Origin of the sequence: Pantoea sp. A4 (assembly GCF_000295955.2) — a bacterium.
Taxonomy (GTDB): Bacteria; Pseudomonadota; Gammaproteobacteria; order Enterobacterales; family Enterobacteriaceae; genus Pantoea; species Pantoea multigeneris.
Genome location: NZ_ALXE01000029.1, coordinates 156,026 through 178,069, shown reverse-complemented (window position 1 = coordinate 178,069; position 22,044 = coordinate 156,026). Strand labels below are relative to the sequence as shown.

The following is a 22,044-nucleotide window of genomic DNA, read 5'->3' as shown; positions in this document are numbered from 1 at the left end:
AGCAGGAAAGATGAATACACAACAACTGGCAAAACTACGCTCAATTGTGCCCGAGATGCGTCGCGTCCGGCACATCCACTTTGTTGGCATCGGTGGTGCTGGCATGGGCGGTATTGCCGAAGTGTTGGCGAATGAAGGCTACCACATCAGCGGTTCAGATCTGGCGCCAAATGCAGTGACTCAGCACCTGACTGACTTAGGTGCCACGGTGTATTTCAATCACCGCCCGGAAAACGTTACAGATGCCAGCGTGGTGGTGGTATCGAGCGCGGTATCACAAGACAACCCGGAGTTGGTTGCCGCCCGTGAACAGCGCATTCCGGTAATTCGTCGCGCAGAAATGCTGGCCGAGCTGATGCGTTTCCGTCATGGCATTGCGGTAGCAGGCACACACGGCAAAACCACGACCACAGCCATGGTCACCAGCATTTATGCAGAAGGTGGACTGGACCCTACGTTCGTCAACGGTGGCTTAGTGAAAGCCGCAGGGACACATGCGCGTCTGGGCAGCAGCCGCTACTTGATCGCTGAAGCCGATGAGAGTGATGCGTCGTTTTTGCATCTGCAACCGATGGTAGCAATTGTTACCAATATCGAAGCAGATCATATGGATACTTATCAGGGTGATTTTGAAAACCTGAAGCAGACGTTCATTAATTTCCTGCACAACCTGCCTTTCTATGGCCGTGCGGTAATGTGTATCGATGATGCGGTGATTCGCGAGCTGCTGCCACGCGTTGGCCGTCAGACCACCACCTATGGTTTCAGTGACGATGCCGATGTACGTATCGAAAACTATGAACAGCATGGCGCGCAGGGACATTTCACCCTGGTTCGTCAGGATAAACCGCTGTTGCAGGTTACGCTCAATGCACCAGGACGCCACAATGCGTTGAACGCCGCCGCCGCCGTTGCCGTGGCAACGGAAGAGGGCATTGAAGACAGCGCAATCTTAGCCGCGCTGGAAAGCTTCCAGGGAACCGGACGCCGCTTCGATGTTCTGGGGGAATTTGACACTGCTGCGGTGAATGGCACTGCCGGGGTGGCAATGCTGGTGGACGACTACGGCCACCACCCGACGGAAGTGGAAGCGACAATTCGCGCTGCCCGTGCAGGCTGGCCGGATAAGAATTTGGTGATGGTGTTTCAGCCGCACCGCTACACCCGTACGCGCGATCTGTTTGATGATTTTGCGAACGTCCTGTGTCAGGTCGATGTGCTGCTGATGCTGGATGTTTATGCAGCGGGTGAAGCCGCGATCCCAGGTGCAGATAGCCGTGCTCTGTGCCGCGCCATCCGTAGCCGTGGCAAAGTCGATCCGATTCTGGTGCCAGATCACGACGATCTGCAACAGATGCTGGCACCACAGCTTACCGGTAACGATCTGATTCTGGTGCAGGGTGCGGGCAACGTGGGTCGTGTCGCACGCAAACTGGCGGATAACCGTCTACAAGCGCCACGCAAAGCGGAGGAGCGTCATGGCTGATAAAGTTGCCGTTCTGATGGGCGGAACCTCAGCAGAGCGTGAAGTCTCTCTGGCGTCAGGGGCGGCAGTGCTGGCCGGTCTGCGTGAAGTGGGCATTGATGCCCATGCGGTTGATACGCGTGATAGCTCGGTGCTGGAATTGAAGCAGCAGGGTTTCACCAAAGCATTTATAGCGCTGCATGGTCGCGGCGGAGAAGACGGCACGTTGCAGGCCATCCTGGATTTCCTGCACATCCCTTACACCGGCAGTGGCGTCATGGCCTCAGCCATCAGTATGGATAAAGTGCGTACCAAACTGCTGTGGCAGGGCAGGGGACTTCCTTCTGGTCGCTTTGTCTGGCTAACCCAGCAGCAATATGCGGCGGGACTGGATGCCGCCACAACGCATGCCATTGAAGCATTAGGTATGCCGGTGTTTGTGAAACCGGGCAGTGAAGGCTCCAGCGTGGGCATCAGTCGGGTTAACAGCCCGGAAGCACTGCCTGCGGCACTGGCAGAAGCTTTCCGCCATGATGAGGATGTGCTGATAGAAGCCTTTCTCAGCGGTGGTGAGTATACGGTCGCGATTGTTGGCGATGAGATCATGCCATCGATCCGGATTCAGACCGCCAGTGAGTTTTATGACTATGAAGCAAAATACATTTCGGACGATACCCAGTACTTCTGTCCGAGTGGTTTAAGTGACGAGCGTGAGGCTGAACTGAAATCGCTGGTGGCGGAAGCGTGGCGAGCGCTGGGTTGCAGCGGATGGGGCCGCGTGGATGTCATGATGGATGGCAACGGAGAGTTCCAGTTGCTTGAAGTGAATACGTCGCCAGGGATGACCAGCCACAGTCTGGTGCCGATGGCCGCAAAACAGGCCGGTCTGCCGTTTGCACAACTGGCGGCGAGAATTCTGGAGCTGGCTAACTGATATGTCTCAGGCTGCGCTGAACGTTCGCAACAACCGAGAGCCGCAGGAGCGTGCCAGCTCGGGCCGCAGCAATGGCGCCAGGCTGTTTGGCATGGTGTTTCTGCTGCTGGTGTTAGGAGTAATGGCCGCAGGCGGTGTGGTGGTGGTGAAGTGGATGAACGATGCTTCACGCTTACCGCTGTCGAAGCTGGTAGTAACCGGGGAAACCCATTACACCACTAACGACGATATCCGCCAGGCGATCCTGTCACTGGGACCACCGGGCACATTTATGTCACAGGATGTAAATGTGCTGTTGCAGCAAATTGAGCGTTTGCCGTGGATTAAACAGGTAAGCGTGCGCAAACAGTGGCCAGATGAACTGAAGATCAATCTGGTGGAGTATGTCGCTGTTGCGCGCTGGAATGACCAGAAAATGGTAGATGCCGATGGCACCTCCTTCGGGATTCCAGCCAGTCAGATGGGCAAAGGAAACTTGCCCATGCTCTATGGGCCAGAAGGCAGCGAGAGCGAAGTCCTGGCGGGCTATCACCAGATGAGTGATGTGCTAAAAGCCGGAAAGTACTCATTGAAGGCGGCGTCCATGACGGCACGACGCTCATGGCAGCTGATCACCAGTGACGATGTACGTATCGAACTGGGGCGAACGGATGTGATGAAACGCCTGAACCGATTTATTGTCCTCTATCCTGATTTGCTGCAGGAAGGGCAAAATGAGCATAAGCATGTCAGCTATGTCGATCTGCGTTATGACTCCGGTGCGGCAGTGGGTTGGATTCAAGACCCGATTGAGCCACAAGACAGTAAACAGCATCAAAACCAGGCACAGGTTAAACAACAATGATCAAGGCAACGGACAGAAAACTGGTAGTTGGACTCGAAATTGGCACCGCCAAGGTTTCTGCCCTGGTTGGGGAAATTCTGCCCGATGGTATGGTCAATATTATTGGGGTAGGCAGTTGCCCTTCCCGTGGTATGGATAAAGGCGGCGTAAACGATCTGGAATCGGTGGTGAAATGCGTGCAGCGTGCCATCGATCAGGCGGAGTTAATGGCAGATTGCCAAATCTCCTCGGTTTATCTGGCGCTGTCAGGTAAACATATTAGCTGTCAGAACGAAATCGGGATGGTTCCGATTTCCGAAGAGGAAGTAACACAGGATGATGTGGAAAACGTGGTACACACAGCCAAGTCTGTGCGTGTGCGTGACGAGCACCGCATCCTGCATGTTATTCCCCAGGAATACGCGATTGACTATCAGGAAGGCATCAAAAACCCTGTAGGGTTATCTGGCGTGCGCATGCAGGCCAAAGTGCACCTGATAACCTGTCATAATGATATGGCGAAGAATATCGTTAAAGCGGTCGAACGCTGCGGGCTAAAAGTCGATCAGCTGATTTTTGCCGGTCTGGCATCAAGCTTTGCGGTGCTGACTGAAGACGAACGTGAGTTAGGCGTTTGTGTGGTTGATATTGGCGGCGGCACCATGGATATCGCGGTGTACACTGGCGGCGCACTGCGCCATACCAAAGTTATCCCTTACGCGGGAAATGTGGTCACCAGTGATATCGCCTATGCGTTTGGCACACCACCAACCGACGCGGAAGCCATTAAAGTTCGCCATGGTTGTGCACTGGGTTCCATCGTAGGTAAAGATGAGAACGTAGAGGTGCCAAGCGTAGGAGGGCGTCCACCGCGTAGCCTGCAACGTCAGACGTTGGCTGAAGTTATTGAGCCGCGTTACACAGAATTGTTGAATCTGGTCAATGACGAGATTCTGCAGCTGCAGGAGCAGCTGCGCCAGCAGGGTGTGAAGCATCACTTAGCGGCGGGCATCGTCCTGACCGGCGGTGCTGCACAGATTGAAGGCCTGGCGGCTTGCGCACAGCGCGTTTTCCATACGCAGGTGCGTATCGGACAGCCACTGAACATCACAGGCCTGACCGATTATGCCCAGGAGCCTTACTACTCTACAGCGGTTGGGTTACTGCATTACGGTAAAGAGTCACACCTTAATGGTGACACAGACACGGAAAAGCGCGCATCAGTAGGCAACTGGTTTAAACGCGTGAATAGCTGGTTGAAAAAAGAGTTTTAATTTTTGTGAAAGGAGATCATGCTGGCCTTATCTATGGTCTCCAGGCGACAGGCACATAACGGAGAGAAATCATGTTTGAACCGATGGAATTAACCAACGACGCGGTGATTAAAGTCATCGGTGTCGGCGGCGGCGGTGGCAACGCCGTAGAGCACATGGTACGCGAGCGTATCGAAGGTGTTGAATTCTTCGCTGTGAACACAGATGCCCAGGCACTGCGTAAAACAGCGGTTGGCCAGACCATCCAGATCGGGACCAACATCACTAAAGGTCTCGGTGCAGGTGCGAACCCAGAAGTGGGCCGTACCTCAGCGGAAGAAGATCGCGAAGCACTGCGGTCTGCGCTCGATGGTGCTGACATGGTGTTTATTGCCGCAGGTATGGGTGGTGGTACCGGTACTGGTGCGGCACCAGTCGTAGCTGAAGTGGCTAAAGATCTCGGGATTTTGACGGTAGCCGTTGTCACTAAACCGTTTAACTTCGAAGGCAAGAAGCGTATGGCCTTCGCTGAGCAGGGTATCGCAGAGCTGTCTAAGCATGTCGACTCTCTGATCACTATCCCAAATGACAAATTACTGAAAGTGTTGGGCCGTGGTATCTCTTTACTGGATGCTTTTGGCGCAGCCAACGACGTACTGAAAGGCGCTGTACAGGGTATCGCTGAGTTGATTACCCGCCCAGGTCTGATGAACGTTGACTTCGCGGACGTCCGTACCGTGATGTCTGAAATGGGTTACGCCATGATGGGTTCTGGTGTAGCTTGTGGCGAAGACCGTGCAGAAGAAGCCGCCGAAATGGCGATTTCCAGCCCACTGCTGGAAGACATCGACCTGTCAGGCGCACGTGGTGTGTTGGTTAACATCACCGCTGGCTTTGACCTGCGTCTGGATGAGTTCGAAACTGTCGGTAACACCATCCGTGCGTTTGCTTCTGACAACGCAACCGTGGTTATCGGTACTTCACTTGATCCAGAAATGAACGATGAACTGCGTGTTACCGTGGTTGCTACGGGTATCGGCATGGATAAACGTCCAGAAATCACTCTGGTCACTAACAAGCCTGGTGCACAGCAGCCGGTTGATCATCGTTATCAGCAGCATGGGATGTCGCCACTGCCACAGGAACAGAAACCAGCGGCTAAAGTTGTGAACGATCCCGCTGCTGCGCAGTCTGGCAAAGAGCCTGATTACCTTGATATTCCAGCGTTCCTGCGTAAACAAGCAGATTAAGATTACGCTGAGAATTGGGTTTCCCCGCTCTTTGTGCTAAAGTGTTCGCCCGCTGGTAAAGTATACTGGCGGTCGGATGGGTGATATTGCGAGATACTAACGATGATCAAACAAAGGACATTAAAACGTATTGTTCAGGCGACAGGTGTCGGTTTACATACCGGCAAGAAAGTGTCGCTGACCTTGCGCCCTGCGCCGGCTAATACCGGGGTCATCTATCGTCGCACTGACTTGAATCCACCGGTTGATTTCCCGGCTGATGCAAAATACGTGCGCGACACCATGCTAAGTACTTGTCTGGTGAATGATGCAGGCGTGCGTATTTCTACGGTTGAGCACCTGAACTCAGCGCTGGCTGGCTTGGGCATCGACAACATTATTGTTGAAGTTGATGCACCTGAGATTCCAATCATGGACGGTAGCGCCGCACCTTTTGTCTATCTGTTGATGGATGCAGGTATTGAGTTGCTGAACAGCGCGAAAAAGTTCGTGCGCGTCAAACAAGCTGTGCGCGTGGAAGATGGCGACAAGTGGGCAGAGATCAAACCTTACAACGGTTTCTCTCTTGATTTCACTATCGAATTCAACCACCCGGCTATTGATGCAAGCTCTAATCGCTATCAGCTGGAGTTCTCAGCGGAATCCTTCGTACGGCAGATCAGCCGTGCACGCACCTTCGGATTTATGCGTGAAATCGAATACCTGCAGTCTAAGGGCCTGTGCCTGGGCGGTAGTTTAGATTGCGCGATTGGTCTTGACGATTTCCGCGTGCTTAATGAAGACGGATTACGCTTTGAGGATGAATTCGTTCGTCACAAAATGCTGGACTCCATCGGCGACTTGTTCATGTGCGGTCACAACATTATCGGTGCTTTCAGTGCCTTTAAATCTGGCCACGCGTTGAACAACAAATTGCTGCAGGCAGTACTGGCGAAGCAGGAAGCCTGGGAATGGGCTACCTTCGAAGACGAAGCTGAATTGCCGGTGACCTTCAGAGCACCAAATCTCGTTCTGGCATAACTACCCCAGAACAACAAAAACGGTTGGTTCGACTGACACCCTCTCCGGTCAGTTATGCCAGCCGTTTTTTTATGGGTTTTCCCCACCCTGGATAATCTCTGTTCATTGTCGAAACCCTGAGCAATAAAGCGAGTTTTATGCAGCTCACGCTTTAAAGGCTGGTGTGGAAGCCCCACAATAGTGGTACTATCAGGCGCTCTGACGGGCATAATGCCGCCAGTTATGGTGGTAAATTAAACCGAAAATGGCCCGCAATATTAACGCGATGGATATTTTGTGATCGGAATTTTTCTACGCTGGCGACAATTAGGCAGACGCTATTTCTGGCCTCACATCCTGTTAGGGATGGTGGCAGCCAGTTTTGGGATGCCGGCCTGCGCGCAAAATTCTGAACCTGCTTCTGCGGCTGAACCCGCCTCCAGCAGCTTGTTTGTCGGTCGTGTACTCCAGTTTGATTATCTGATCCGCTTGCAGGAAACGGCGCGTCGACCAAATTTCTCGGTTGATTACTGGCATCAGCATGCTATTCGCACCGTTATCCGCCACCTCTCTTTTACGCTGTCTCCCGCTACGGAAATTCAGTCTGAGCATCAACTGCCGCTCGCCGCACAAAAGCTGGCGCTGATTGATTCTCTGCAAGCTCTGCTGACTGTGCATCACCAGCCGTGGCCAGAAGCGACGACCTTCACTGCATTCTCAGCACCTGCTGTCAGCCATACCGTGGTTGGTTGGCATGCAAAAGTACATGGCATTCGTGCCGGGCCTGCTGCCACCCTCGTTTAACTGAACACTTCTTCCTTTATTGAATTTGCAGGCCGTAATGTACGGCTGAATTGAGAACGTATTTATCATGTTAATCAAATTGTTAACTAAAGTATTTGGCAGCAGCAATGATCGTACCCTGCGTCGTATGCGTAAAGTGGTCGATGTTATCAACAAAATGGAGCCTGACTTCGTCAAGCTTTCTGATGATGAGTTGAAAGCAAAAACCGATCTGTTCCGCGAGCGCCTGAAAAAGGGTGAAACGGTCGAAAGCCTGATCCCAGAAGCCTTTGCTACCGTCCGTGAAGCGAGTAAGCGCGTATTCGGCATGCGTCACTTTGATGTCCAGCTGATTGGCGGCATGGTGCTGAACGATCGCTGCATCGCAGAGATGCGTACCGGTGAAGGTAAAACCCTGACCGCAACGCTGCCAGCTTACCTGAATGCGTTAAGCGGCAAAGGCGTGCACGTGGTTACCGTCAACGACTACCTGGCTCAGCGTGATGCGGAAAACAACCGTGCCCTGTTCGAGTTCCTGGGTCTCTCCATCGGTATCAACTTGCCGAACATGCCAGCCCCGGCGAAGCGTGAAGCCTATGCCGCTGACATCACCTACGGCACCAACAATGAATACGGCTTCGACTACCTGCGCGACAACATGGCGTTCAGCCCGGAAGAGCGTGTGCAGCGTAAACTGCACTATGCTCTGGTGGATGAGGTTGACTCCATCCTGATCGATGAAGCGCGTACGCCGCTGATCATCTCTGGACCGGCAGAAGACAGCTCAGAGCTCTATATCAAAGTGAACAAAATCATTCCCCACCTGAATCGCCAGGAAAAGGAAGATTCAGATACCTTCCAGGGTGAAGGTGACTTCTGGGTGGATGAAAAAGCCCGTCAGGCACACATGACTGAGCGCGGCCTGGTCAAGGTAGAAGAGCTGCTGGTCAGCCAAGGCATTATGGAAGAAGGTGAGTCACTTTATTCACCTACCAACATCATGCTGATGCACCATGTGACTGCGGCACTGCGTGCCCATGCGCTGTTCACCCGTGACGTCGACTACATCGTTAAAGATGGCGAAGTGGTGATTGTCGATGAACATACCGGTCGTACCATGCAGGGCCGTCGCTGGTCTGATGGTCTGCACCAGGCTGTAGAAGCCAAAGAAGGCGTAGAAATTCAGAACGAAAACCAGACGCTGGCGTCGATCACCTTCCAGAACTACTTCCGTATTTACGAGAAGCTGGCTGGGATGACCGGTACTGCGGATACCGAAGCGTTTGAATTTAGCTCTATCTATAAGCTGGATACCATCGTCGTACCGACTAACCGTCCAATGGTACGTAAAGATCTCTCAGACCTCGTCTACATGAGTGAAGCAGAGAAGATTGATGCCATTATTGAAGATATTCGTGAACGTACCACTAACGGCCAGCCGGTGCTGGTGGGTACCATCTCCATCGAAAAATCAGAAGTGGTTTCCGATGCGCTGACGCGTGCGGGTATCAAACACAACGTTTTGAACGCCAAATTCCACGCCCGTGAAGCAGATATCGTTGCGCAGGCGGGCCAGCCAGGTGCGGTTACCATCGCGACCAACATGGCCGGTCGTGGTACTGACATCATGCTGGGCGGTAGCTGGCATGCAGAAGTTGCCGAGCTGGTTGAGCCAACCGAAGCGCAGATTGAGGCGATCAAAGAGGCCTGGAAACTGCGTCATGACGCGGTACTGGCTTCAGGCGGCTTACACATCATTGGTACTGAGCGTCACGAATCGCGCCGTATCGATAACCAGCTGCGTGGTCGTGCGGGTCGTCAGGGTGATGCCGGTTCATCCCGCTTCTACCTGTCAATGGAAGATCAGCTGATGCGTATCTTCGCCTCAGACCGCGTATCTAACATGATGCGCAAACTGGGGATGAAGCCAGGCGAAGCGATTGAGCACCCATGGGTAACTAAGGCGATCGCGAACGCACAGCGTAAAGTCGAAAGCCGTAACTTTGATATTCGTAAACAGCTGCTGGAATACGATGATGTAGCGAACGATCAACGTCGCGCCATCTACAGCCAGCGTAACGAACTGCTGGATGTTTCTGACGTTTCTGAAACCATTAACAGCATTCGTGAAGATGTATTCAAAGCCACCATCGACACCTATATTCCGCCGCAGTCGCTGGAAGAGATGTGGGATGTGCCAGGCCTGGAAGAGCGTCTGCGCGCCGACTTTGATCTCGATCTGCCAATCAGCCAGTGGCTGGACAAAGAGCCAGACCTGCATGAAGAGACACTGCGCGAGCGTATCCTGAATGAAGCTCAGCAGGCTTACGCAGCGAAAGAAGAAGTGGTTGGCGTAGAAATGATGCGCAACTTCGAGAAAGGCGTAATGCTGCAAACGCTGGATTCACTGTGGAAAGAGCACCTGGCTGCCATGGATTATCTGCGTCAGGGTATTCATCTGCGTGGTTATGCGCAGAAAGATCCTAAGCAGGAATATAAGCGTGAATCCTTCTCTATGTTTGCTGCAATGCTGGAGTCACTGAAATATGAAGTGATCAGCACACTGAGCAAAGTACAGGTGCGGATGCCGGAAGAAGTTGCAGCCATGGAGCAGCAGCGTCGTGAAGAAGCTGAGCGCCTGGCACAGCAACAGCAACTGAGCCACGTTGATGACGAAACTGCCGCAGCCGCTGAACTGGCTGAACAGACGGGTGAGCGCAAAGTAGGACGTAACGATCCTTGCCCATGCGGTTCCGGTAAGAAGTTCAAACAGTGCCACGGTCGTCTGGCTTAATTAAATCGCTGTCATGAAAAAGCCAGTCCGCTTGCGGGCTGGCTTTTTTGTTTCCGCAGAGGGGAAGGGTTGAACTGCCATTATTCTGTGAACACTTATGTTGGCTAAATAGCTCATTTGACCGGAGTGGACATGCCTGAATTCAACCCTTATCAATATCACTTTACCCCGTTTAATTCTCAGCCGCCTTTCCAGCAACAGAATCCGCAAAATACCACCGCTGGCGGGTTTCCTCAGTTTAGTTTTCCTTCGATGTCTGCCGAGTCTATTGCGGCTGAAACTGACAAAATGGTCAAACAGCTGTCGACCATGTATATGCAAATAGTGAAATCAGTGTATGAAGAAATAAAAAAATGGTATTCGACGATGCCAGAAGAATCAAAACAGGCATTAAGCAAGATGATGGAGGCTTTTTTACCTGGCTTCAGCAAAATGCTCTCGTCAGATATGCAGCAACAGCAGAATCACTATCATAAACTTTTTAATCAGTTTGATCAGACTTTCGCATCATCCCCGCCGCACGCAGCAAAGACCAATAAACTCACCAAATACTTTTCCTTTGATGTAGAGGGGAATAACCGCTTTTGGCAGTCAGAAAAAGAGAGCTGGACCGCAATGGCGCGAGGCGAATGTATTATTCAGGCCCGGCAAGCGGCCATCGCTGGAGATTTATCCGCGAAGGGGTACCGTAAAGTGATGAGTACTGTTTTGCCTCATACCGCTCCTGATGCGCCTTTGTCGTTGAACGATGTGAAAAAAAACAACGTAATGGGTAACGGCACGCAGGCCAGTTTAGTGGATATTGGCGGTTATTTCGCCACGGATATCCTGCGTTTCTCTGCCGATGATGGCAGCCAGGTGCTCTATATTCCGGGTGAAAAACCGTCTTTTATGGAGTTCACCAGTGAAACTGAACTCAATAAGGGACTGAGAGCCATGCTTCAGGATGACATGCGGCGGGATAACCTACTGCAACATTTTCCCGCCAAAGATATGGGTAGTGGAAAAATCATGAAGGGGATCGGGGATTTTGTGCAGAAAATCTGCCATGAATCAGGGGGGGAGCGTTATTTTAATACGCATAAAAAAACAGTCGGGAAAGATATTTTTTCTACTGTCGCAGATAAAGTCGCGCAACAAAGCAGTGAGGAAATTCGTGAATTAGCCAAAGGCATACCGCAGAGTTCAGGGCGGATTAATCTTCACCAGCGTGTTCCGGCTGAGACGATTTTACGCGCCATCGGCGGATTGAATTATGGACTGGCAATGCATTTAATGCCGGATCAAAGCGAGCCTGATGTGACCGATGAAATTAAAATACAATCAGCTCGCTATATTTCTCTGTTAACCAGCCGGTTCGAGCTGCCGGTTAAGCCAGTCTCTCAAAATGCGATCCCGACGAGCCGATATGCGCAATTTGCTGGCTACGCGCCAAATGTCACTAAGGAAGCGGAGAGTGAGCTCTTTTTTGATGCCGTGTCGGATCATCCCGATACTCAGCATGAAACGCCAGATGTAGAGTGGGCTGAGCCGCAGCACAGAGCTTGAGTGGCGTTGGCTATAAAGCGGTTAACTTTTGCGGGTGGCTACTTTAAAATCGGCTTTTACCGTTTCCAGGACTAAGCAATGAAACACCTTCAGGTTGCCGTTGGCATCATCCGCAATGCCGAAAAACAGATCTTTCTCACGCAGCGTGCTGCGACCTCGCATATGGCGAACAAGTGGGAGTTCCCTGGGGGGAAAATCGAAGCGGGTGAAAGTGCAAAACAGGCACTCCAACGTGAACTGCAAGAGGAAACCGGTATTGATGTGACCAGTGCGAAAGCCATTGGTTCTGCCGACCACACCTATGCAGATGTACGGGTTACGCTGCATTTCTTCCTGGTGGAAGCGTGGCAGGGCGAGCCTTGGGGACGTGAAGGACAACCACAGCGCTGGGTTGAACAGCGAGATCTGGTTGCCGAGGAGTTCCCACCGGCAAACCACGAGCTGATAGCGCGTTTGCTTAACGGCGAGCTGTAATACTACTCGCCAGAGACGCTCAGTATTTCCTGATGTCTCTGGCGCTTTAAGCGTTAAAACGCTTCCTCACTCCAGTTTTCGCTGTCTGACTGGTCGCCTGCGCTAGGAATACGTTTCTCTTCTGCTGCCCATTCGCCTAAATCAATCAATTGGCAACGCTTACTGCAAAATGGACGCCAGAGGCTCAGTTCATCCCACATGACATCTTTAGCGCAGTTTGGACAGGCTACGGTAATCACTTCTTCCTGCATACTTACCTCTAACAACAAGCTAATTCAAAATCGAGACGTGCCGGGACCTCACCATTTTCGCTGTCAAAGGGCAGGAAACGGATGGCATAACGGCTCTTATGGCCCGAAATTTGTGGGTAGAGCCGATCTTCCAGCACCAGCTGTAATCGCAGCAGATCGGCACCTTCAGCGTTGTCCTGGTAAAACCCATTAAGGCTGGTTTGCTTACGGAACGGGCCAGCCTGGCGGATCAGTTCCAGCACCATGGTCAGGCTGGTATTCAATGGCTCCAACGTTGCCAGCCAGCCGGCAACCTGCACATCTCTCTGCTCTTGAGGCTGATGTAGCCAGATATGTAAGCCGGGAAGGTCAAAGCTGCAACAGCCACCGGGAATACTCAGGCGCTGGCGTACCAGACCAACTAAACGATCTTCACGCAGCTGTTGCCCCATACGAGGCGCGTTTAACAGCAGTGGTGCCTGGGCTTTTAACTGGTTGCGCAGTTCGTTCACACGTTCACTATCTACGCCGGGGACTTCGGCCCAGGCGCGTAATTTTTGCTGTTGGCGTTCCAGCTCTTTCAGCAACTCGGTACGTATGTCACCGCGTTCAAAAATATCCAGTAATTCGCTGAGGACCCGAAACAGGGACAACGCTGAAACCGACTGGGTAACTGGCAGGCAGTCTTGCAACTGGTTAATCAGAAACTCGACGCGTAGCCAGGTACGCATTTTTTCATTTAATGGATGTTCAAACAGCACAACTGTACTCATGATCTTAATCCTGCTTCGCTGCCGCCAGCTTGAGATACTGCTGGTGCAGAGCCTTCACCTGAGGCAAAACCTCTTGCGATGACCCATTGTTATTAATGACATCATCAGCACAGGCCAGACGCTGAGCGCGCGTAGCCTGTGCTGCGAGAATACTTTTGGCCTGTTCTAAGGTCACGCCATCGCGCTGCTGTGTGCGGCTTAACTGCATATTTTCATCCACGTCCACCACCAGCACGCGATCGGCCTGAGTTTGCAGCCCGTTTTCCACTAAAAGGGGCACAACCCACAGCACATAAGGCCCGGCAGCCTGCTGCTTCAACTGTTGTGTGCGAGCCTGAATTTGTGGGTGGAGTAACGCGTTGAGCCAGGTCTTCTCTGCGGGAGCGGCAAAAATGATCTCCCGTAGGCGTGAACGCAGTAGAGCCCCTTGATTATCGAGAATGTCTGCACCATAGCGACGGGCAATTGCATCCAGGGCTGGAGCGCCCGGTTGAACCACTTCACGGGCAATCACATCTGCATCGATTACGGCTACTCCAAGGGCAGCAAACGCAGTGGAGACGGTGGTTTTACCACTGCCAATTCCACCGGTTAGCGCAACGGTATAAGGCATATCACTCTCTCAAAGGGCTTATCACAGCAACGAACCAGCAATAAAACATAGGGCCTGTTTACAAGCCTGATTAATCGGATTGTAGCGTAAATAAAGGCAAATTCGCACTCCCGTTGCTGAGATAGCCGCAGTTGAAGTGTAATTTCGTTACGGTCAGGAGAGTGAGGCAGAGGTGACGATCAGTGTAAGACGTCACCGAGGCCAAAGACCGGTAGATACATAGCAATCACAAGGGCGCCAACAATCACCCCGATCACCACCATCATCGCAGGTTCCAGAGCGGCCGCCAGGTTGTCGGCCAAGCCTGCGGCTTGAGTTTCATGCCAGTGAGCAAGGCGGTTAAGCATCTCATCCAGTGCGCCAGCCTCCTCCCCGACACGAATCAGCTGGTGGCAAAGCGGGGTGAATAGCGCACTGGACGTCATGCTGTGGTGCAGGGTGTTCCCCTCGGCAAGAGTCTTTTGTAAGGTGCTGATAGCATCTCGCCAGTGGAGGCTGGTCAGGGTTTTTTCGACGGCGGCCAGGCCGGTCAATAGCGTCAAACCCGACTGTTGTGTCAGTTGCAGAATGGCATAAATTTGGCTGAGCTGGCTGCCCCGCCACAGCGGGCCGACCAGCGGCATTCGCAGCAATAGCCGGTGTAGCCCCGTTTGCCAGCGCGGCGAACGTCGATAGAGTTGCAAACCGCCCACTGAGAGGCAAGTGAGTGACAGCAGCAGAGCCGATCCCCACTGCTGTAACCACGTCGAGAGCGATAGCACTGCCGCGGTGAAGGCGGGAAGTGGCGCGTTGAACGAGGCATATACGGCGACAAACTCAGGCAGAACAAACAGCAGCATACCGCAGCTTACGGCCAGGGCAACCAGCAGGATAAACAGCGGATAGCGCAGGGCTTTGGTGACCTTGAGCTGCAATTCACGTTGGCGTAGCTGCTGTTGTGCCAACTGCATACAGCAGTGTTCGAGCTGACCGGTAAGCTCGCCGGTTTCAATTAGAGCGGCGTAAAGTGGCGGAAATACCGTGGGCCAGCGGCGCAGCGCCTCCGAGAATGGCATTCCCGCGAGGATGCGTAGACGTAAATCCTGCAACAACGCCTGCCACCCCGGATGTTTTTCTCCCTCGCTGAGCAAGGTAAGCGCCTGCGAGAGCGGTAAACCGGCTTTAAGCAGAGTGGCAAGCTGTCGCATGACATCAATGCGCTTTACACCTTGCCACTCCTGTTTGCGCCAGCTCTTTTTGCGCTGGAGCTTAACGGGCAACAGGTCTTGCCCGGCCAGGCGCTGGAGTACTTCGTGCCGGGTTGCTGCCAACAGGGTGCCGCACTGAAGCGCGCCACGGCAATCAGCAGCCTGCCAGTGGTACAGCGCCAGCCGGTTCATGCTGCCCGCCCGTTACACGGTTTCTGGCGCATCATTTTCCAACCCGGTGATGCGCTGCATCTCCTCAAACGAGGTTTCTCCCCGGCTCACAGCCTCCAGCCCGGACTGGATCAGGCTGTGCATCCCTTGCTGCGTTGCCAGCTGCAGCACAGACTCCAACGGCAGATCGGCATTAATGGCGTTCTGAATGCGCGGTGTGACCACCAGCACCTCAAACAGCGCAATACGGCCAAAATAACCGGAAAAGCAGTGATCGCAACCCGCGGCGCGCCAGGTCTGGAGGGTGCCAGGCCATTGTTCAGTAGGCAGATGAGCCAGGGCTTGTGCGGGCTGGCGACAGTGCGGGCACAGCCTGCGCACCAGGCGCTGAGCGATGATTAAACGCAGCGCGGAGCCAATCAAATAGCCCGGAATCCCCATTTGGCGCAGGCGGGTAAGGGTTTCTCCCGTGGAGTTGGTGTGCAGGGTTGAGAGTACCAGATGCCCGGTTTGTGCCGCTTTTACGGCGATTTCGGCAGTTTCGATATCGCGAATCTCTCCAATCATAATGACATCGGGGTCCTGTCGCAGGAGCGCACGTAGCACACGGTTAAAATCGAGGCCCCTCTTGGGATTAACCTGCGTCTGATTCACACCCGCAAGGGGGATCTCCACCGGGTCCTCTACGCTACACAAATTTTTGCCATTCTGGTTCAACGCACTCAGGCTGCTATAAAGCGTAAAGGTTTTGCCGCTGCCGGTGGGGCCAGTGACCAGAATCAGTCCCTGCGGTTGCTGGAGTGCCAGGTTTAACTGGCGCAGCTGGCGAGCAGGCAGGCCCAGCTTCTCCAGCGACAAGCCGCTGGACTGACTTTGAAGCAGCCGAATTACCGCTTTTTCTCCCCCCATGACGGGGAGGGTCGCAAGGCGAAAAGAGGCGGTTTGCTGATCTATTTCACGGGTAAACTGTCCATCCTGCGGCAAGCGACGCTCGGCAATATCCAGCCCAGCCAGCACCTTTAGCCGGGCGAGCAACCCGCAAGAAGAGACTTCTGGCATCCTCGCTACCCCTTGCAGTACACCGTCAATGCGTAGACGAATACGTAAGCCGTGGGTCTGGGGTTCAAGGTGAATGTCTGAGGCACGACGCTGGATGGCAAGCCGCAGCAGCTGATCTAAGGCGGCGCTGGCCGTTTCGCCATGCGCCTCAGAAACGGTGTCATTCGTGGTTTGGTTTTGTTGCTGGAGTTGATCAATACGCGCCTGCGGCCAGCACTCCACTTCAATCAGACGCTGGCAGGCAAAGCGCAGTGTTTCGCTCATCTCCTCCGGGACGGTATCGGCGACCGCTACACGTAAGACACGTTCATCCAGATGCAGGATCACAGCATTAAACCGCTGGCAGAGTTGATGCACTACCGTGTGGGGTTCTCTCATGATGCACCGCCGACATCAGCAAAGCGGAACTGCTCTTCACACTGTTTACGCAGGCTCTGATTGCTGCTTTCACAGCGCCGCTGCCAGTCGAGGGTCCCCTCGGTATCACTCCACTGTGGACGCATTTCCACGGTGAGCCCTTGCAGACTCTCCTGGCCAGTGAGTTTAATATTCCCTTTCAGTACAGTAAGAGCGGAGACATACCTTGACGTCCGGGCAGCCGGGATGCCTTTATCCCCCGCCTGGCACTGATCGGGCCCACCGCTTTCGATAGCACAGAGTTCAACGGCCGTTTTGTAGGGCAGCATGGTCTGGAGCATGTCGGTCAGCGCGGCGCGTTGCAGGTAGTTCTGATAGGCGGGTAGGCCAATTGCGCTGAGAATCGCGACGATCCCCACCACAATCATCAATTCGACCAGGGTAAATCCTTGTTGATAACGCATATGTTTGCCTCCTTGTGATGAAGGCTGTCATCCTGGGGAGGAAAGGGCGCATTGAACAGGGCGTGAGGATGAAGTTGGAAAACCGTGCTCAGAGAAAATGGGCGTATTGCAGCCGGTCAACATCAGGTTGCGAGTACGCACGCAGAAAAGCGCGTACTCGCAGCGGGCATTAAATAAAGCGCATGGAGAGATCCAGCGCGCGAAGATGCTTGGTTAGCGCCCCCACGGAGATATAGTCCACACCCGTCTGGGCGATGGCGGTCAGCGTCTCTACGGTGACATTGCCGGAAACTTCCAGCTGTGCTCGGTCATCGGTGAGTTGCACGGCTTGCTGCATGTCTGCCAGAGAGAAGTTATCCAACATGATGATATCCGCACCGGCATCCAGCGCCTGCTGAAGCTCTTGCATGCTCTCAACTTCCACTTCAACCGGAACATCGGGGTGCATCCACATTGCGCGTTCCACCGCCTGTTGAATCGAACCGCTGGCGATGATGTGATTCTCTTTAATCAGAAACGCGTCTGATAATCCCAGACGATGATTACTACCTCCGCCGCACAGCACGGCATATTTCAGCGCAGTACGCAGTCCTGGGATGGTTTTACGGGTATCCAGTAGCTGTGCTCTGGTGCCTTCCAGCAGGGCCACATACTCCTGCACCTGAGTGGCAACACCGGAGAGCGTCTGGACGAAATTCAGCGCGGTGCGTTCTGCGGTAAGCAGCAGACGCGCTGGCCCCTGAATTTCAAATAACAGCTGATCGGCCACCAGCGTATCGCCATCATCGACATGCCATGTCAACGTCGTACGCTGCCCAAGCTGAATAAACACTTCTTCGACCCAGCGTTTACCACAGAAAACACCGGCTTCGCGGGTGATGACACGGGCATGGGCTTGCGCTTCCTCTGGCAGCAGCTGAGCAGTGATATCACCATTGGCATCAACGCTCCCGCCTAAATCTTCTGCCAGGGCGCGCTCTACCGCTTCAGGGATGTCTTCTTCAATGCGGTGAATCAAGGCAGTACGACGATTGTCCGGGTCATAGCGACGCGTAGACATAGCTGGTTTACTCCGGTTATCTAAGGAATTAAGTCTGTCACCTTAGCCTGGGCTGGACCAGGATGCTACAGGTGATGTGATTAATGTTTAGTATACTGAACATTGCCGGTGTGATGCGTGAGCCGGACAACACAAACTCTCAAGACCCTGATGTGATTCATGCTATTCTCAGCCGGGCCAGAAGGAGATAACTCATATGAAACTGGAACAGGGCTGGCTGAGCGCCGCACGTAGAGTACCGTCCCCGCATTTTAATCAACGTCCTGATGACGAAGTGCCGTCACTGTTGGTGATCCATAATATCAGTCTACCGCCTGGCGAGTTTGGCGGCCCCTGGATTGATCGGCTGTTTAGCGGCACGTTGCCCGCTGAGGCCCACCCCTATTTTGCTGAGATTGCTCATCTGCGCGTGGCTGCGCACTGCTTGATTCGCCGTGATGGCGAAGTGGTGCAATATGTACCCTTCGATCAGCGCGCCTGGCACGCGGGTGTTTCGCAGTTTGAAGGGCGTGAAAACTGCAACGATTTCTCTATTGGCATCGAGCTGGAAGGCACCGATGACCTGCCTTACACCGAAGCGCAATACCAGGCGCTGGGTGAAGTCACCCGTTTGTTAATGCTGCACTATCCGGTGACGACACAGCGTATTACCGGGCACAGCGATATTGCTCCGGGGCGTAAAACCGATCCGGGTCCCGCTTTTAACTGGGAGATGTATCAGCAATTATTGCAGCAACCCTTGCCGTAATTTCACTGGAGTAAGTATGACGCTGTTTACTTTATTACTGGTTTTAGGTTGGGAACGTCTGTTTAAACTGGGGGAACACTGGCAGCTAGAACACCGCCTGGAGCCTCTGTTCCGCCGCCGTCACCATTTTTCACTCACCCGTACTCTGCTGTTATTGGTAATGGCGATGGTGGTTACCGGGGTACTTATCTGGTGCCTGAAAGGGCTGTTGTTCGGCGCAGCACAGCTGGCTTTCTGGATAATCACCGGGCTACTCTGTATTGGTGCAGGCTCTGTTCGCCTTCACTACCATGCCTATCTCAAAGCCGCGACTCACAATGATGAAGCGGCCCATCAGGCGATGGCGCAGGAGCTGACGTTGATTCACGGTGTGGCGGTGGAGTGCAGTGAAAGTGAGTTTCTGCGTGAGCTACAAAATGCGCTGATCTGGATTAACTTCCGTTTTTATCTTAGCCCGCTGTTTTGGTTTGTGGTTGGCGGCCCGTGGGGGCCGGTATTACTGGTCGGGTATAGCGTGATACGCGCCTGGCAGGGATATCTGGCAAAGCATGAGACGCCGCTTAATCGCGCTCAGTCCGGTGTGGATCGTCTGCTGCATGTCCTGGACTGGATCCCGGTGCGTTTGGCTGGCGTTGCCTACGCGCTGCTGGGCCACGGTGAGAAAGCCCTGCCGGCGTGGTTTGCCTCACTGGCCGACTTCCGTCGTTCTCAGTACCAGGTGTTGACCAGCCTGGCGCAGTTCTCCCTGGAACGCGATCCCCATATGGATAAAATCGAAACGCCGCGTGTTGCGGTGGCGCTCGCCAAACGGATTTCGTTGGTACTGGTCGTGGTGGTCGCGCTGCTGACGATTTACGGCACACTGGTGTAAACCAGTAACGAGAACATGCCTGTATCCCCGAAGATAATGCAGGAGGATACAGGCACTGGCGTGCAAATCCGTTAATCTGCCAGCAGATGGCTGTACATACTCATCAGACGGCGTGTCACACCGTTGGTCCAGCCGAAGCCATCCTGTAATGGGTATTCACCACCGCCTCCGGGACGTGCCCGATCGCCACTGATGTCATATTTTTCGACCAGCTTGTGGTGCAATTGATAGAAGTTGTTCACGGTCGTCAGCCAGTTAACCGCAATTTCAGTTGCCAGCCGCTCTTCACCGTATTGGTTCAGCCCCTGAACGGCCATCCATTGTAACGGTGCCCAACCGTTAGGCTTATCCCATTGCTCGCCGCTCTCGACCATTGAACTAACCAATCCGCCGGGCGTCAGCAGCAGGTGGCGCAGGGCAATTGCCTGCAAGTGTGCTTGTTTAGGGCTGGCAAGACCGACAAACAGCGGCACCACAGCGGCTGCGGTGAAGGCCCCAAAACGTTCCCGTCGCCAGTCGTAATCACGGAACACACCCGCAGTCTTGTCCCACAGATAGTGATTGATGGCTTTTTTACGCGTTTCCGCTTTGTTCTGCCACGCCAGCGCCGTCAGCTCTTCCCCTTTGGCGCGCGAGAGCGCGGCAATCATCACTTCCAGCTTGTACAAGAAGGCGTTCAGATCCACCGGGATAAACTGCGTGGTGCGAATGCTGGCCAGCCGTTTTGGATCGCGCAGCCAGCGGGAAGAGTAATCCCAGCCGGAAGCCGCTCCAGCGCGCAGGTCACGATAGACTTCATTGGCAGGCCGGCGAGATTGCTTCGCGGTTTCCACATCTTCCAGCCAGGATTCATCGCGCGGCGTATCACGATCGTCCCAATAACGATTGAGTAGTGACCCGTTCGGCATTCTCACCACGTGGCGATAAGCCTGGTGTGGCATGAGCTCGCCCGCACCGTCCATCCAGAACTGATACTCTTTCATCAACTGGTCGAGATAGCGCTTCGCACCGCGAATGCCGTCCTCCTCAAACAGTTCAACCATCAGTGCAAAGACCGGCGGTTGTGAACGGCTTAGATAGTAGGTGCGGTTCCCGTTCGGCACGTGGCCATAGTTATCAATCAACCAGGCAAAATTATCTGCCATGTGGCGCAGGAGATCGTCCCGCCCACTGTCTGCCAGGCCGAGCATGGTGAAGTAAGAGTCCCAGTAATAGGTCTCGCCAAAACGACCGCCGGGCACCACATAGGGTTTCGGCAACGGCAGTAGCGAGGAGAAGGGCATATGCTGCTGTGGCATCTTGGTTAAGACCGGCCAGAGATCGTCAATATGTTCATTGAGGCTCTTATCAGGGTTCGAAACGTAAAAGCTTTCATTAACCCCGGGCAGGTAGAAGTGATCGTGCACAAAGCGTTTGAGATCAAACCCACTGTTTTTGCGCTGACGGCGGTAGTGGATCAGCACATCCAGCGGATCATATTTGGGTGAGCAGTCGGGAAACGTTTTGCTATCCGGGAAGATACGCGCCATCTGCACATCTTCAAACAGCTCCAGATAACGATCGGCAGGCGTCAAGGCGTCCGGTGCGGGCAGGCCTTCAATGAGCTCGGGTTCCGGCTCTGAATCCTGCATGCCTTCTCGTTTCAGTTCGTGGGGATCGAATTGATACTCAACTTCCGCCTCACTACGAACCGGATCGACGGCTTTGTTTTCCTGGCGATAAGTATTAATGGCGGCCTCCTGAACAGTCCTGGTTGCGCAAAGCACAAATTATAGTCTGCTGATTCCCGCCATTAACAATGCAGTTTGTCTATGAACGTAATAAAAATTGTCTATTGATCACGATTTTGCAGAAAAAACGCCGTAAAACAACGTACTGAGTGAATTAAGAAAAAAAAGGGTATCGGACTATTCTTGCGTGCTGTAACAGATACCGAGGCGGGTTGAAGAAAAAAAGCATTTCCTGACATAACCCTGCGCGCGTCAGGTGATCATTTTGTGCTCATGGCAGGGGTCGTTGGCAGGCTAAGTGGACTCTCTCTGTCAGAAGCAGGCATCAATAGAAATTCTTATCGTCGATGCTTGAATTGTTAATTGCATGGCGAAAAGTTATCGTATTTTTTAACAACTCTCGTTTTGTCCAGTGGGAAGGTATTCATAGATGGCGCATTAATTTCCACCTGTATATT

20 protein-coding genes are annotated in these 22,044 nt (G+C 53.4%); 12 read left to right on the top strand and 8 right to left on the bottom strand.

Annotated features, from left to right (window positions below):
* Positions 1 to 10: 10 nt before the first annotated feature.
* From murC to mutT, 10 genes are all read left to right on the top strand, one after another.
* The gene (murC, locus tag B880_RS0115330; protein ID WP_017348322.1) at positions 11 to 1,486 is read left to right on the top strand and encodes a UDP-N-acetylmuramate--L-alanine ligase; all 1,476 of its coding nucleotides are present in this window, start codon (positions 11 to 13) and stop codon (positions 1,484 to 1,486) included.
* A complete protein-coding gene (locus tag B880_RS0115325) occupies positions 1,479 to 2,399 on the top strand; it encodes a D-alanine--D-alanine ligase (RefSeq protein ID WP_017348321.1) in 921 nt (306 codons plus the stop codon). The genes murC and B880_RS0115325 overlap by 8 nt, the downstream gene beginning before the upstream one ends.
* A gap of 1 nt (position 2,400) precedes the next feature.
* Complete coding sequence (gene ftsQ / locus B880_RS0115320) at positions 2,401 to 3,243, top strand: cell division protein FtsQ (protein ID WP_017348320.1); 843 nt, start codon at positions 2,401 to 2,403, stop codon at positions 3,241 to 3,243.
* Entirely contained in the window at positions 3,240 to 4,496 is a 1,257-nt protein-coding gene (gene ftsA / locus B880_RS0115315) for a cell division protein FtsA (protein WP_017348319.1), read from the top strand. Before ftsQ ends, ftsA begins: the two co-directional genes overlap by 4 nt.
* Before the next feature lie 71 nt (positions 4,497 to 4,567).
* Positions 4,568 to 5,725, top strand: a complete 1,158-nt coding sequence (ftsZ, locus tag B880_RS0115310; protein WP_017348318.1) for a cell division protein FtsZ — start codon at positions 4,568 to 4,570, stop codon at positions 5,723 to 5,725.
* A gap of 102 nt (positions 5,726 to 5,827) precedes the next feature.
* Complete coding sequence (gene lpxC, locus B880_RS0115305; protein WP_017348317.1) at positions 5,828 to 6,745, top strand: UDP-3-O-acyl-N-acetylglucosamine deacetylase; 918 nt, start codon at positions 5,828 to 5,830, stop codon at positions 6,743 to 6,745.
* Between the two features lie 276 nt (positions 6,746 to 7,021).
* Positions 7,022 to 7,528, top strand: coding sequence for a secA translation cis-regulator SecM (secM, locus tag B880_RS0115300; RefSeq protein ID WP_026042688.1), 507 nt, complete (start codon positions 7,022 to 7,024; stop codon positions 7,526 to 7,528).
* A gap of 67 nt (positions 7,529 to 7,595) precedes the next feature.
* Positions 7,596 to 10,301, top strand: a complete 2,706-nt coding sequence (secA, locus tag B880_RS0115295; protein WP_017348315.1) for a preprotein translocase subunit SecA — start codon at positions 7,596 to 7,598, stop codon at positions 10,299 to 10,301.
* A 132-nt stretch (positions 10,302 to 10,433) separates the two neighbouring features.
* A complete protein-coding gene (locus B880_RS0115290; RefSeq protein ID WP_017348314.1) occupies positions 10,434 to 11,849 on the top strand; it encodes a dermonecrotic toxin domain-containing protein in 1,416 nt (471 codons plus the stop codon).
* Between the two features lie 78 nt (positions 11,850 to 11,927).
* Positions 11,928 to 12,323 (top strand): 8-oxo-dGTP diphosphatase MutT, encoded by a 396-nt coding sequence (gene mutT / locus B880_RS0115285; RefSeq protein WP_017348313.1) that lies wholly within the window; start codon positions 11,928 to 11,930, stop codon positions 12,321 to 12,323.
* A gap of 53 nt (positions 12,324 to 12,376) precedes the next feature.
* On the opposite strand, the gene yacG is transcribed toward mutT, so the two are convergent.
* From yacG to nadC, 7 genes are all read right to left on the bottom strand, one after another.
* Complete coding sequence (gene yacG / locus B880_RS0115280; protein WP_017348312.1) at positions 12,377 to 12,574, bottom strand: DNA gyrase inhibitor YacG; 198 nt, start codon at positions 12,572 to 12,574, stop codon at positions 12,377 to 12,379.
* An 8-nt stretch (positions 12,575 to 12,582) separates the two neighbouring features.
* Positions 12,583 to 13,326, bottom strand: coding sequence for a cell division protein ZapD (gene zapD, locus B880_RS0115275; RefSeq protein ID WP_017348311.1), 744 nt, complete (start codon positions 13,324 to 13,326; stop codon positions 12,583 to 12,585).
* Positions 13,327 to 13,330: 4 nt separating this feature from the next.
* Complete coding sequence (gene coaE, locus B880_RS0115270) at positions 13,331 to 13,939, bottom strand: dephospho-CoA kinase (protein WP_017348310.1); 609 nt, start codon at positions 13,937 to 13,939, stop codon at positions 13,331 to 13,333.
* 179 nt (positions 13,940 to 14,118) lie between these two features.
* On the bottom strand, positions 14,119 to 15,318 hold the full coding sequence (gene hofC / locus B880_RS0115265) for a protein transport protein HofC (RefSeq protein ID WP_017348309.1): 1,200 nt from the start codon (positions 15,316 to 15,318) through the stop codon (positions 14,119 to 14,121).
* A gap of 12 nt (positions 15,319 to 15,330) precedes the next feature.
* Positions 15,331 to 16,734 carry a type II secretion system protein GspE gene (gspE, locus tag B880_RS0115260; RefSeq protein ID WP_017348308.1) on the bottom strand — a complete coding sequence of 468 codons (1,404 nt, stop codon included), beginning with the start codon at positions 16,732 to 16,734 and terminating at the stop codon, positions 15,331 to 15,333.
* Positions 16,731 to 17,177 (bottom strand): prepilin peptidase-dependent pilin, encoded by a 447-nt coding sequence (gene ppdD / locus B880_RS0115255; protein WP_017348307.1) that lies wholly within the window; start codon positions 17,175 to 17,177, stop codon positions 16,731 to 16,733. Before ppdD ends, gspE begins: the two co-directional genes overlap by 4 nt.
* Positions 17,178 to 17,346: 169 nt before the next feature.
* The gene (gene nadC / locus B880_RS0115250; protein WP_017348306.1) at positions 17,347 to 18,237 is read right to left on the bottom strand and encodes a carboxylating nicotinate-nucleotide diphosphorylase; all 891 of its coding nucleotides are present in this window, start codon (positions 18,235 to 18,237) and stop codon (positions 17,347 to 17,349) included.
* A 196-nt stretch (positions 18,238 to 18,433) separates the two neighbouring features.
* Here nadC and ampD point away from each other — a divergent pair, with 196 nt between their 5' ends.
* Positions 18,434 to 18,985 (top strand): 1,6-anhydro-N-acetylmuramyl-L-alanine amidase AmpD, encoded by a 552-nt coding sequence (gene ampD / locus B880_RS0115245; RefSeq protein WP_017348305.1) that lies wholly within the window; start codon positions 18,434 to 18,436, stop codon positions 18,983 to 18,985.
* Positions 18,986 to 19,001: 16 nt separating this feature from the next.
* Complete coding sequence (gene ampE, locus B880_RS0115240) at positions 19,002 to 19,856, top strand: beta-lactamase regulator AmpE (RefSeq protein WP_017348304.1); 855 nt, start codon at positions 19,002 to 19,004, stop codon at positions 19,854 to 19,856.
* Positions 19,857 to 19,927: 71 nt separating this feature from the next.
* Here ampE and treF read toward each other — a convergent pair whose 3' ends face one another.
* Positions 19,928 to 21,586 carry an alpha,alpha-trehalase TreF gene (treF, locus tag B880_RS0115235; protein ID WP_026042687.1) on the bottom strand — a complete coding sequence of 553 codons (1,659 nt, stop codon included), beginning with the start codon at positions 21,584 to 21,586 and terminating at the stop codon, positions 19,928 to 19,930.
* Positions 21,587 to 22,044: the final 458 nt, after the last annotated feature.

Bases quoted from the DNA above. Each gene is read 5' to 3' on its own strand.
- murC (WP_017348322.1), top strand. From the start codon at position 11: ATGAATACACAACAACTGGCAAAACTACGCTCAATTGTGCCCGAGATG.
- B880_RS0115325 (WP_017348321.1), top strand. From the start codon at position 1,479: ATGGCTGATAAAGTTGCCGTTCTGATGGGCGGAACCTCAGCAGAGCGT.
- ftsQ (WP_017348320.1), top strand. From the start codon at position 2,401: ATGTCTCAGGCTGCGCTGAACGTTCGCAACAACCGAGAGCCGCAGGAG.
- ftsA (WP_017348319.1), top strand. From the start codon at position 3,240: ATGATCAAGGCAACGGACAGAAAACTGGTAGTTGGACTCGAAATTGGC.
- ftsZ (WP_017348318.1), top strand. From the start codon at position 4,568: ATGTTTGAACCGATGGAATTAACCAACGACGCGGTGATTAAAGTCATC.
- lpxC (WP_017348317.1), top strand. From the start codon at position 5,828: ATGATCAAACAAAGGACATTAAAACGTATTGTTCAGGCGACAGGTGTC.
- secA (WP_017348315.1), top strand. From the start codon at position 7,596: ATGTTAATCAAATTGTTAACTAAAGTATTTGGCAGCAGCAATGATCGT.
- B880_RS0115290 (WP_017348314.1), top strand. From the start codon at position 10,434: ATGCCTGAATTCAACCCTTATCAATATCACTTTACCCCGTTTAATTCT.
- mutT (WP_017348313.1), top strand. From the start codon at position 11,928: ATGAAACACCTTCAGGTTGCCGTTGGCATCATCCGCAATGCCGAAAAA.
- yacG (WP_017348312.1), bottom strand. From the start codon at position 12,574: ATGCAGGAAGAAGTGATTACCGTAGCCTGTCCAAACTGCGCTAAAGAT.
- zapD (WP_017348311.1), bottom strand. From the start codon at position 13,326: ATGAGTACAGTTGTGCTGTTTGAACATCCATTAAATGAAAAAATGCGT.
- coaE (WP_017348310.1), bottom strand. From the start codon at position 13,939: ATGCCTTATACCGTTGCGCTAACCGGTGGAATTGGCAGTGGTAAAACC.
- hofC (WP_017348309.1), bottom strand. From the start codon at position 15,318: ATGAACCGGCTGGCGCTGTACCACTGGCAGGCTGCTGATTGCCGTGGC.
- gspE (WP_017348308.1), bottom strand. From the start codon at position 16,734: ATGAGAGAACCCCACACGGTAGTGCATCAACTCTGCCAGCGGTTTAAT.
- ppdD (WP_017348307.1), bottom strand. From the start codon at position 17,177: ATGCGTTATCAACAAGGATTTACCCTGGTCGAATTGATGATTGTGGTG.
- nadC (WP_017348306.1), bottom strand. From the start codon at position 18,237: ATGTCTACGCGTCGCTATGACCCGGACAATCGTCGTACTGCCTTGATT.
- ampD (WP_017348305.1), top strand. From the start codon at position 18,434: ATGAAACTGGAACAGGGCTGGCTGAGCGCCGCACGTAGAGTACCGTCC.
- ampE (WP_017348304.1), top strand. From the start codon at position 19,002: ATGACGCTGTTTACTTTATTACTGGTTTTAGGTTGGGAACGTCTGTTT.